A 10,222-nucleotide genomic window follows, 5' to 3' on the forward strand; every position below is an offset into this window, starting at 1 on the left:
GCCGCCCCTGCGGGGAGGGCCGGCCGACGCGCCCGAGGGCCCGCCCGGCGAGGTGCCGGCGGGCCCGCCCGAGAGGACCTGCCGTGCCCTTCCCGATCGAGCGCCCGCGCCGCCTGCGCGCCACCCCCGCCCTGCGCGCGCTCGTGCGCGAGCAGCGCCTGCACCCCTCGCAGCTCGTGCTGCCCATGTTCGTCAAGGAGGGCCTCGACGCCCCGCGCGAGGTGACGAGCCTGCCCGGCGTCGTCCAGCACTCGCGGGCCTCGCTCGTCGACGCCGCCCACGAGGCCGTCGAGGCGGGCGTCGGCGGTCTCATGCTCTTCGGCGTCCCGGCGGAGCGGGACGCGCGGGGCAGCGGCGCCGACGACCCCGACGGGATCCTCAACCTCGGGCTGCGCGACCTCGCGGAGGCGGTGGGGGAGCGGACCGTCGTCATGGCCGACCTGTGCCTCGACGAGTTCACCGACCACGGGCACTGCGGCGTCCTCGTCCCCGACGGGCCCCGCGCCGGGACGGTCGACAACGACGCCACGCTCGCCCGCTACGTCTCCATGGCGCTGGCCCAGGCCGACGCGGGGGCCACCGTGCTCGGCCTGTCGGGGATGATGGACGGCCAGGTCGGCGTCGTGCGCGCCGCCCTCGACGAGGCGGGCCGCGACGACGTCGTCCTCCTCGCGTACGCGGCGAAGTACGCCTCGGCCTTCTACGGGCCCTTCCGCGAGGCCGTCGAGTCCACGCTCGTGGGCGACCGGCGCGCCTACCAGCAGGACCCGGCCAACCGCCGCGAGGCGCTGCGGGAGGTGCGCCTCGACGTCGAGGAGGGCGCCGACGTCGTCATGGTCAAGCCGGCCCTGCCCTACCTCGACGTCCTGTCCGACGTCGCGCAGGCGGTCGACGTGCCGGTGTGGGCCTACCAGGTCTCCGGCGAGCTGGCCATGGTCGAGGCCGCGGCCGCCCGCGGGTGGCTGGACCGGGAGCGGACGATCCTCGAGACGCTGGCGTCGGTGCAGCGCGCCGGCGCCGACGCGGTCCTCACCTACTGGGCCGTCGAGGCGGCCCGCTGGCTGCGCGAGGGCTGAGCGGCCGCCGACCGGGTGGCCGACGAGCCGGACGGACCGTGGCGGGCGCGCACCCGCAGTAGGGTCCGCCCATGTCTGCAGCTGCCGACGTCGACGGGGGGCCGGTGCGGACCGGCGACGGCCCGGGTGGCGGGCCCTGGCTCGACGCCCACGAGCAGCGGGTCTGGCGCAGCTACCTCGAGGGCACCCAGCGGCTCTGGGAGCACCTGGGCGCCGTCCTCGACGCCGACGGGGACGTGCCGCTGCAGGAGTACGAGGTCCTCGTGCGCCTCTCCGAGACGCCCGGCGGGTCGCTGCGGATGTCCGAGCTCGCGCACGCCCTCGTGCACTCCCGCAGCCGTCTCACGCACACGGTGGGGCGCATGGAGGCGCGCGGGCTCGTCGAGCGGCGCGCCTGCCCCGACGACGGCCGCGGCGTCCTGTGCGTCGTCACCGACGAGGGGCGGGCGGCCCTCGAGCGTCACGCGCCCGCGCACGTCGCGAGCGTCCGGGCCGCGCTCTTCGACCTCCTCGAGCCCGCCGAGGTCGACGCGCTGGGCAGCGCGCTCGAGAAGGTGGCGGCGAACCTGCGCGGCTGACGGGGCGGCGCTCCTCCGTCAGCCCCCTCGGCCGCTGGGGCCGCCGCCGTCCCCCTCGGGCTGACGCGCGCGACGGGCGGCAGGATGGCGGCATGAGCACTGCCGCGACGCCGCCCGACGTCCCCGCGACGGACCGCCCCCGCACGCCCTACCCCTTCGAGGCCCCGGCGTCCGAGGAGCTCTTCGCCCGGGCCCGCGCGGTCACGCCCGGCGGCGTCAACTCGCCCGTGCGCGCCTTCGGCGCCGTCGGCGGCACGCCGCGCTTCATGACGTCGGCCCGCGGGCCCTACCTCGTCGACGCCGACGGCCGCGAGTACGTCGACCTCGTCTGCTCGTGGGGGCCGATGATCCTCGGGCACGCCCACCCGGAGGTCCTCGAGGCCGTCACCGCGGCGGCGTCGCGGGGCTTCTCCTACGGCACGCCCACCCCGCGCGAGGTCGAGCTCGCCGAGGAGATCGTGCGCCGCGTCGAGCCCGTCGAGCAGGTGCGGCTCGTCAGCTCGGGCACCGAGGCCGTCATGAGCGCCGTCCGGCTGGCCCGCGGCGCGACCGGACGGCCGCTCGTCGTCAAGTTCGCCGGCCACTACCACGGCCACGTCGACGCGCTGCTGGCCTCGGCGGGCTCGGGCCTCGCCACCTTCGCGCTGCCCGACACCCCGGGCGTCACCGGCGCGACCACCGCCGACACCCTCGTCGTGCCCTACAACGACCCGGAGGCGCTCGAGGCCGTCTTCGCCGAGCACGGCGACCGCGTCGCCGCCCTGGTCACCGAGGCCGCCGCCGGCAACATGGGCGTCGTCCCGCCGCGCCCCGGCTTCACCGCGCTGATGCGCCGGCTCACGCGCGAGCACGGCGCCCTGCTCGTCAGCGACGAGGTGATGACGGGCTTCCGCCTCACGGCGGCGGGCTGGTACGGGCTCGAGGGCCCCCAGGGGGCCGACGGCGCCGAGGGCGTCCACGCCGGCGCCCCGGACCTCATGACCTTCGGCAAGGTCATGGGCGGCGGCTTCCCGGCCGCGGCCTTCGGCGGCCGCGCCGACGTCATGGCCCAGCTCGCCCCGAACGGTCCCGTCTACCAGGCGGGCACCCTGTCCGGGAACCCCGTGGCGACGGCGGCGGGGCTCGCCACGCTCCAGCGCTGCACCCCGGAGGTCTACGCCCACCTCGACGCGACGGCGGAGCGCCTGTCGTCCGCGGCGTCCGCGGCCCTGGCCGACGCCGGTGTGCCGCACACCGTCTCGAACGCCGGGTCGATGTTCACCGTCTTCTTCGGCCCCGACGTCGTCCACGACTACGCGGGCGCCCGCAGCCAGGACGTGCAGGCCTACGCGGCCTTCTTCCAGTCGATGCTCGCCTCCGGCGTCCACCTGCCGCCGAGCGCCTTCGAGGCGTGGTTCGTCTCCGCGGCGCTCGACGACGAGGCGGTCGGCCGCGTCCTCGAGGCCCTGCCGCGCGCGGCGCAGGCGGCGGCGCGGGCCCAGAGCAGCGTCGCCGGCCAGACCTGCACCTGAGCCGGTCGGCGACGGACGGGAGGCGATCGGGGTGCCGCGGCGCAGGGCGCCGGGGTCCGGGACGGGCGCGGGGGGCTCGCCGTGGGGCCTGCCCGTGCGCCGGGTGGAGGAGCACCCCCGGCACCCGCTGCCCCGGGACGCGTGGCCCGCCACCCTCGCGCCGGTGCGCCAGCTGCTGGACGAGGGGCTCGACCTGGGGCCGGCGACGGTGCTGGTGGGGGAGAACGGCTCCGGGAAGTCCACGCTGGTCGAGGCGCTGGCGGCGGCCTTCGGCCTGTCGGTCGGCGGCGGCACGGCGCACACCGCGCACTGGGAGGAGGACGCCCGCGACGCCTCGCCGCTCGTGGGCTCGCTGCAGCTGGTCCGCGGCGCCGGCGCCTCGCGCTGGGGGTACTTCCTGCGCGCCGAGACGATGCACGCCACCTTCGGCGCCCTGCTGGAGCAGGTGCAGGGCAGCCCTGACCGGCTCGCCATGTCGCACGGCGAGTCCTACCTGTCGGTGCTGGAGGACCACTTCGACGACTCGGGCCTCTTCCTGCTCGACGAGCCCGAGTCGGCGCTGTCCTTCTCCGGCCAGCTCGCGCTCGTCGGCGTCCTCGCCGCGCAGGTGGCGGGCGGCCGGGCGCAGGTGGTCGTGGCCACGCACTCCCCGCTCGTGGCGGCGCTGCCCGGCGCCCGCCTGCTCGAGCTGTCGGAGGACGGCCTCGTCGAGCGGGCGTGGGAGGACCTCGACGTCGTCGCGCACTGGCGCTCGTTCCTCGATGCGCCGGAGCGCTACCTGCGGCACCTGCGGCCCACGTAGCGGGCGACCGGCTCGGACCGTCGTCCGACGCCCGGGGCGTCGCGCGGGGGCCGGGTCCCTCTCGGGCAGGATGCGCCCATGGCCCCGTCCCCGTCGTCCTCCGGGCCCCGCGAGCCCGCCGCCCTGCCCGACCCCTCGGTGCGCACCGTCGTGCACCTGCTGCGCCACGGCGAGGTCCACAACCCGGAGGGCGTGCTCTACGGACGGCTGCCGGGCTACCACCTGTCCGAGCGCGGGCGGGCGATGGCGCAGCGGGTCGCCGAGCACCTCGTCGACGCGGGGCACGACATCGCCCTCGTCGTCGCCTCGCCGCTGGAGCGGGCGCAGGAGACGGCGCGCGCCTCGGCGGACGCCCTCGGCCTCGAGGTCGGCGTCGACGAGCGGCTCGTCGAGGCCGGCAACCAGTTCCAGGGCCTCACCGTGGGCGTCGGGGACGGCGCCCTGCGCCGGCCCGAGCACTGGTGGAAGCTGCGCAACCCCCTCACGCCCAGCTGGGGCGAGCCGTACGCCGAGCAGGCCGCCCGCATGCGCGCCGCCGCCGACGAGGCCCGGGTGCGCGCGGAGGGCCGCCACGCGCTCCTCGTCAGCCACCAGCTGCCCATCTGGGTCACCCGGCTGTCCGTCGAGGGCCGTCGCTACGTCCACGACCCCCGCCGCCGCGAGTGCTCGCTGGCGAGCCTGACGTCGCTGCACTTCGTGGGCCACCGCCTCGAGGGCGTCACCTACCGCGAGCCGGCCGCCGACCTGCTGCCCGGGGCGAACCCCGTCCCGGGGGCCTGAGCGGCGCCCCACCCCTGCCCTCGGGCCGCGCCCGGCTCCCAGCCTCCTGCCAGGCTCGGTGTGGAACCCTGGAGGCTGTGGGAGCACAGGCCAGCACGGGCAGCCGGGCGCGCGCGGGGCGCGCGGCCCGGGGAGCTCTCGCGGCCGCCGCGCTCGTCGGCGCGGCCGGTCTCGCGGGGTGCACGACGAGCGACGCCCAGCCGTCGGTCGTCGACCAGGGCTACGTCGCGGGCGACGGCAGCCTCGTCCAGCTCGCGCCGGACGAGCGCGGGGAGCCGGTCGAGCTCGCGGGCACGACGCTGCAGGGCGAGGCGGTCGACGTCGCGGACTGGCGCGGCGCCCCCGTCGTCCTCAACACGTGGTTCGCCGCCTGCGGGCCCTGCCGCCTCGAGGCGCCCGACCTCGCTGAGGTCTCCGCCGAGACGGCCGACGAGGGCGTGCGCTTCCTCGGCCTCAACACGAGCGACGGGGCCGCCCAGGGCATCGCCTTCGAGGAGCAGTTCGGCATCACCTACCCCTCGCTCCTCGACCGAGACGGCGAGGGCGTCCTCGCGCTGCGCGGCCAGCTGCCGCCGTCGGCCACCCCGACGACGCTCGTCCTCGACCCGCAGGGCCGTGTCGCGGCGCGCTTCCTCGGCCCGGTGGACCCCTCGACCCTCCGCACCGTCATCGACGACGCGGCGGCGGAGGCGGCGTGAGCGCCTCCCCGGCACGGGCGTGAGCGCCCTGCCCGTCCCCCTGCTCGCCGCGGGCGCCCCGGACGCCTTCGGCGCGGTGGCCTTCTCCGGGCCCGTGCTGCTCGCCGTCCCCGTGGCCGCCCTCGCGGGGCTCGTCTCCTTCGCCTCCCCCTGCGTGCTCCCGCTCGTGCCGGGCTACCTCGGCTACGTGACCGGCCTCACCGGCGTGGCCCTCGAGCGGCAGCGCCGCGCGCGGGTGCTGCTCGGGGCGGTCCTCTTCGTCCTCGGCTTCAGCGCCGTCTTCGTCGTCGTCGGCTTCACCGCGGGCGTGCTCGGCGGGCTGCTGCAGCAGTGGGGCGACGAGGTGGCGCGCGTGCTCGGCGTCGTCGTCGTCCTGCTCGGCCTGTCCTTCGCCGGCGTGCTGCCCGGGCTGCGGCGCGAGGTGGCCGTGCGCCGCCGTCCCCGCCCCGGCCTGGCGGGCGCGCCGCTCCTCGGCGTCGTCTTCGGCCTCGGGTGGACCCCGTGCATGGGTCCCACGCTGGCGGCCATCTCCTCGCTCGCCTTCGTGTCGGGCTCCGGGGCGCGCAGCGTCGTCCTCGCGGTCGCCTACTGCCTGGGCCTCGGCGTGCCCTTCGTGCTCGTGGCGCTCGCGGCCAGCCGAGGCGCCCGCGGCCTGGAGGTGCTGCGCCGCCACCGCGTCGCCCTCTCGCGCGCCGGCGGGGCGCTCCTCGTCGTCGTCGGCCTGCTCCTCGTCACCGGCGTCTGGACGCAGTGGACGAGCGCCGTCGGCGCGCGCTTCTCCGAGTGGGCGCTGCTGTGAGCCGCTCGGCCGAGCGCGCCCGCGGCACCTCGGACGGGGTCCCCGTCCAGCCCCGGCTCGGCGCCGTGGGCACGGTGCGCTTCGTGTGGCGCCAGCTCACGAGCATGCGCACCGCCCTGCTCCTGCTGCTGCTCCTCGCGGTCGGGGCCGTGCCGGGCTCGGTCGTGCCGCAGCAGGACGTCGACCCGGCGGCCGTCGTCACCTTCCGCGACGAGCACCCGGCGCTCGCCCCGTGGCTCGACCGGCTGGGCTTCTTCGACGTCTACGCCTCGCCGTGGTTCTCCGCCGTCTACCTGCTCCTGTTCGTCTCGCTCGTCGGCTGCGTGCTGCCCCGCAGCCGCCAGCAGTGGACGGCGTGGCGCTCGAAGCCGCCGCGCACGCCCTCGCGCCTCGAGCGGCTGCCCGAGCACCGGGTCGTGGACGCTCCCGGCGCCGGTGGCGCCGAGCCGCTGGACACGGCGGCCCGCGAGCTGCGGCGGCGCCGCTACCGCGTCGACGTCCGGCCCGACGCCCCGGGGGCGGCCACGGGATCGGTGGCCGCCGAGAAGGGGCACCTGCGCGAGACCGGCAACCTCGTCTTCCACCTCTCCCTCGTCGGGCTGCTGCTGGCGCTCGCCGCCTCGAGCCTGCTCAGCTACCGCGCCCAGGTGGTCGTGCCGGTGGGGCAGGGCTTCTCCAACACGGTCGCCCGCTACGACACCTTCGACCCGGGCGCCTGGGTCTCCGACGACGACCTGCCGCCCTTCGCCGTCGGGCTGCAGGGCCTCGACGTCGCGTTCGAGGAGACGCCGGGGGGCCAGCTCGGCCAGCCGCGCGACTTCGAGGCGCAGGTGGACGTGCTCGCCCCGGGGGAGGAGCCGCGCGAGGACGTCATCCGCGTCAACGAGCCGCTCCACGCGGCCGGTGCCGAGGTGTACCTGGCGGGCAACGGCTACGCGCCCGTCATCTCGGTGACCGACGCCGACGGCCGGCTCGTGTACTCCGAGCCGACGCCCTTCCTCGCGCAGGACGGCTTCTACAGCTCCACCGGCGTCGTCAAGGTGCTCGGCGCGCAGCCGGACCAGCTCGGGTTCACCGGCGCCTTCCTGCCGACCGCCGTCGTCGACGAGCGGGGCCCGCGCTCCGTCTTCCCCGACGCGCGCGACCCGCTGCTGCTGCTCACGGGCTACCGCGGCGACCTCGGTCCCGTCAACGACGGCCTGCCCGTCAACGTCTACGAGCTCGACACCCGCTCGATGGAGCAGCTCGACACCGACGAGGGCGCCCCCTGGTCGGTGGCGCTGCGCCCGGGTGACGCCGTCGAGCTCCCCTCCGGCCTCGGCACGCTGCGCTTCGGCTACCCGCCCGACGCGGCGGCGGCCGACGACGTCGCGGCCGGGTCCGGCGCCGGGGACCCGCTGCCGCGCTTCGCCGGGCTCACGGTGCGGCACGACCCGGGCCGCCTGCCGGCCCTCGTGTTCTCCGTGCTCGCCATGCTCGGGCTGGTGGCCTCGCTCTTCACCCCGCGACGCCGCGTCTTCGTCCGCGTCACCGGCGACCCCGCCGCGGGCGGCGGCCTGCGCACCGAGGTGGGCGGCCTCGCGCGCGGGGAGGACGCCGGGCTGGCCGCGGAGGTCGACGGCCTCGCGCGTACCCTCGACGGTGGCGCACCCCCCGGCCCGCCGCAGCCGCCGGCCCCACCACCACCACCACCGGCCCCGTCCCCGCCGGCCCCACCACCTCCCGCGGCCTCGGGCCCGGGGACGCCGACCGCCGCCGGGGAGCCCGCAACCGCCCCGCCGACCCGATCCAGGAGCTGAGGACATGGGCGAGTCGCTCGCCGCGACGAGCAACCTGCTCGTCTACTCGTCGATGACGGTCTACGCCGTCGCGCTCGTCGCCTTCGCGCTCGACCTCTCGGGCCGGGGGCGCACCGCCGTGGCGCACGCCCCGCAGGAGGCGCTCGTGGGCGCCGGCGCGCGACCCGCCGGGGGAGCGGCCCCCACCGGGGCCGGGGCCGAGGACCCCGACGCGGGGGTGCGCCGCCGCGCCGCGGCCGTCGGCGTCACGACGACGTGGCTGGCGCTGCTGCTCCACGGCGCCGCGGTGGTCACCCGCGGGCTCTCCGCGGGCCGCGTGCCCTGGGGCAACATGTACGAGTTCACGCTGACGGGGGCCTTCGTCGTCACCGCCGTCTACTGCGTCGTGCTGCTGCGCCGGGACCTGCGCTACCTGGGCGTCTTCGTCGTCGGGCCGGTGCTGCTCACCCTCGGCATCGCCCTGTCGGTCCTCTACACCGAGTCGGCCCAGCTCGTGCCGGCGCTGCAGAGCTACTGGCTCGTCATCCACGTCTCCGTCGCGACGGTCAGCTCGGCGCTCTTCGTCATCGCCTTCTCGGCCAACGTCCTGCAGCTCGTGCAGGACCGCCGCGAGCACGCCCTCGCTGCCGGCCGCCCCGCTCGCGGCCGCTTCATGGACCGCCTGCCCGGCTCGGTGGAGCTCGAGCGGGCCGCCTACCGGCTCATCGCCGTGTCGTTCCCGCTGTGGTCCTTCACGCTCGTCGCCGGCGCCATCTGGGCCGAGCGGGCGTGGGGCCGCTACTGGGGGTGGGACCCCAAGGAGGTCTGGACCTTCGTCATCTGGGTCGTCTACGCCGCCTACCTGCACGCCCGCGCCACGCGCGGCTGGGACGGGCGCCGCGCGGCCTACCTCGCCATCGCGGGCTTCGCCTGCATCCTCGTCAACTGGGGCGTGGTCAACATCTTCTTCCCCGGCAACCACTCCTACGCCGGGATCGGCTGACCCAGCCGTCGAGCCCGAACACCGAGGCCGGGCCACCGAGCCCCCACGACGACGCAGGCCCCGCTCCCTCCAGGGAGCGGGGCCTGCGTCGTCCAGCGCCCCCCCCGCGCGCCGGGTCGGACGTGAGGGGCGTCAGCCGCGGCGGGGTCCGTGCAGGTCGCGCAGGAAGCCGGGGTCGTCGTCCGGGCCGAGGGGGCCGCGCGGGCGGCTGCCGCCCCCGCCGCCACCACCCCCGCCCTCGGCGCGCTGGCGGCCCACCGTGATCCACAGCACCGGGCCGAGCACGGGCAGGACGATGGAGATGACGACCCAGGCGGTGCGGCCGAGCACCGAGATCTCGTCGTCGCGGCTGCGCAGCACGTCGAGGACGGCGTAGACCGCGAGACCGACGGCGAGGAGGACGAGCAGAGCGCGCAACATCGTCTGATGGTACGGACCGCTCGGCGGCCCGGCAGGGCGGGACGGCGCCCGTCCGCCGGGCGGCCAGGCCGGCGGCCAGGCCGGCGGCCAGGACGGCGGCGGGACGGGGGGCTCCGGGCGGCGCCTACCCTGGTCGCCGTGCCCGTCGTGCTGCGCTACACGCTCCTGCGGCTGTCCCTGCTCGCCGCGGTGGGCCTGCTCGCCTACGCCGTCGGCCTCCGGGGCGTCTGGTGGCTGCTCGTGACGGCGCTCGTGTCGATCCTGCTGTCCTTCGTGCTGCTGCGCGGCCCCCGCGAGCAGATGACGCAGGCCATCCTCGACCGCCAGCAGCAGCGCGCGCAGGGCGGTGGCCCCGGCAGTGGTGGCAGGAGCGGCGGGGGGCGGTTCTCGCGCGGCCTCGACGACGACGCCGCGGCCGAGGACGCCGACGACGACCGGCGCCGCGAGGGCCCGCGCGGCTGAGCCCGCCGGGCGGTCGCGGGCGGCGTCAGCGGCCCGAGACCTCGCGGACGCGCTCGAGGAAGCCGGGTCGCTCCCGGTCCAGCTCGGCGAGGGACACCTCGTCCGCGAGGGCGCGCCACGTGCCGTCCTCGACCAGCACGTCGGCGGCCGCCCGGGCGAGCACGGGGCCGTCGGCGGCGCGCAGCGGGACGCGCCCGCCTCGACCGGTCCTCCGGGATCAGGCGGCGAGCGCGAGCCCCAGGGCCAGGAGCGCCGCGTGGACGAGCTCGAGGCGGCCCGTGTCGCGCAGCACGGGCACGAGCGCGCGGCCCGCGG

Annotated in this window: 12 protein-coding genes; 10 read left to right on the forward strand and 2 right to left on the reverse strand. The window is 77.4% G+C overall.

The genetic code is table 11. The annotated features are described in order from the left end of the window. Window positions 1-83 precede the first annotated feature (83 nt). The 9 genes from hemB to ccsB all read left to right on the forward strand — a co-directional run bounded on the left by hemB (window position 84) and on the right by ccsB (window position 9,025). Window positions 84-1,076 (forward strand): porphobilinogen synthase, encoded by a 993-nt coding sequence (gene hemB / locus HLB09_RS08665; protein WP_171202993.1) that lies wholly within the window; start codon window positions 84-86, stop codon window positions 1,074-1,076. Window positions 1,077-1,147: 71 nt separating this feature from the next. Continuing rightward, the gene (locus HLB09_RS08670; protein WP_171202994.1) at window positions 1,148-1,654 is read left to right on the forward strand and encodes a MarR family winged helix-turn-helix transcriptional regulator; all 507 of its coding nucleotides are present in this window, start codon (window positions 1,148-1,150) and stop codon (window positions 1,652-1,654) included. Between the two features lie 92 nt (window positions 1,655-1,746). Further along, entirely contained in the window at window positions 1,747-3,165 is a 1,419-nt protein-coding gene (gene hemL / locus HLB09_RS08675) for a glutamate-1-semialdehyde 2,1-aminomutase (protein WP_171202995.1), read from the forward strand. 163 nt (window positions 3,166-3,328) lie between these two features. Further along, entirely contained in the window at window positions 3,329-3,967 is a 639-nt protein-coding gene (locus HLB09_RS08680; RefSeq protein ID WP_212770791.1) for an AAA family ATPase, read from the forward strand. Between the two features lie 78 nt (window positions 3,968-4,045). After that, complete coding sequence (locus HLB09_RS08685; RefSeq protein ID WP_171202996.1) at window positions 4,046-4,747, forward strand: histidine phosphatase family protein; 702 nt, start codon at window positions 4,046-4,048, stop codon at window positions 4,745-4,747. A 77-nt stretch (window positions 4,748-4,824) separates the two neighbouring features. After that, window positions 4,825-5,445, forward strand: coding sequence for a TlpA family protein disulfide reductase (locus HLB09_RS19315; protein ID WP_171202997.1), 621 nt, complete (start codon window positions 4,825-4,827; stop codon window positions 5,443-5,445). A gap of 19 nt (window positions 5,446-5,464) precedes the next feature. Beyond that, complete coding sequence (locus HLB09_RS08695) at window positions 5,465-6,244, forward strand: cytochrome c biogenesis CcdA family protein (protein WP_171202998.1); 780 nt, start codon at window positions 5,465-5,467, stop codon at window positions 6,242-6,244. Further along, window positions 6,241-8,043, forward strand: coding sequence for a cytochrome c biogenesis protein ResB (gene resB, locus HLB09_RS08700; protein ID WP_212770792.1), 1,803 nt, complete (start codon window positions 6,241-6,243; stop codon window positions 8,041-8,043). The genes HLB09_RS08695 and resB overlap by 4 nt, the downstream gene beginning before the upstream one ends. A gap of 4 nt (window positions 8,044-8,047) precedes the next feature. Next, a complete protein-coding gene (gene ccsB, locus HLB09_RS08705) occupies window positions 8,048-9,025 on the forward strand; it encodes a c-type cytochrome biogenesis protein CcsB (protein ID WP_171202999.1) in 978 nt (325 codons plus the stop codon). A gap of 132 nt (window positions 9,026-9,157) precedes the next feature. Here the strand turns inward: ccsB and HLB09_RS08710 are convergent, their stop codons facing one another. Then, window positions 9,158-9,445, reverse strand: coding sequence for a PLD nuclease N-terminal domain-containing protein (locus HLB09_RS08710; RefSeq protein ID WP_171203000.1), 288 nt, complete (start codon window positions 9,443-9,445; stop codon window positions 9,158-9,160). Window positions 9,446-9,583: 138 nt separating this feature from the next. On the opposite strand from HLB09_RS08710, the gene HLB09_RS08715 reads away from it, so the two are divergent. Then, window positions 9,584-9,907 (forward strand): DUF4229 domain-containing protein, encoded by a 324-nt coding sequence (locus HLB09_RS08715; RefSeq protein WP_171203001.1) that lies wholly within the window; start codon window positions 9,584-9,586, stop codon window positions 9,905-9,907. Window positions 9,908-9,932: 25 nt separating this feature from the next. On the opposite strand, the gene HLB09_RS08720 is transcribed toward HLB09_RS08715, so the two are convergent. Further along, on the reverse strand, window positions 9,933-10,070 hold the full coding sequence (locus tag HLB09_RS08720) for a hypothetical protein (RefSeq protein WP_171203002.1): 138 nt from the start codon (window positions 10,068-10,070) through the stop codon (window positions 9,933-9,935). Window positions 10,071-10,222: the final 152 nt, after the last annotated feature.

This window comes from Pseudokineococcus marinus (assembly GCF_013004605.1).
Classification (GTDB): Bacteria; Actinomycetota; Actinomycetes; order Actinomycetales; family Quadrisphaeraceae; genus Pseudokineococcus; species Pseudokineococcus marinus.

Coding starts and splice junctions, on each gene's coding strand:
- HLB09_RS08670 (WP_171202994.1), top strand. CDS start 1,148: ATGTCTGCAGCTGCCGACGTCGACGGGGGGCCGGTGCGGACCGGCGAC.
- hemL (WP_171202995.1), top strand. CDS start 1,747: ATGAGCACTGCCGCGACGCCGCCCGACGTCCCCGCGACGGACCGCCCC.
- HLB09_RS08685 (WP_171202996.1), top strand. CDS start 4,046: ATGGCCCCGTCCCCGTCGTCCTCCGGGCCCCGCGAGCCCGCCGCCCTG.
- ccsB (WP_171202999.1), top strand. CDS start 8,048: ATGGGCGAGTCGCTCGCCGCGACGAGCAACCTGCTCGTCTACTCGTCG.
- HLB09_RS08710 (WP_171203000.1), bottom strand. CDS start 9,445: ATGTTGCGCGCTCTGCTCGTCCTCCTCGCCGTCGGTCTCGCGGTCTAC.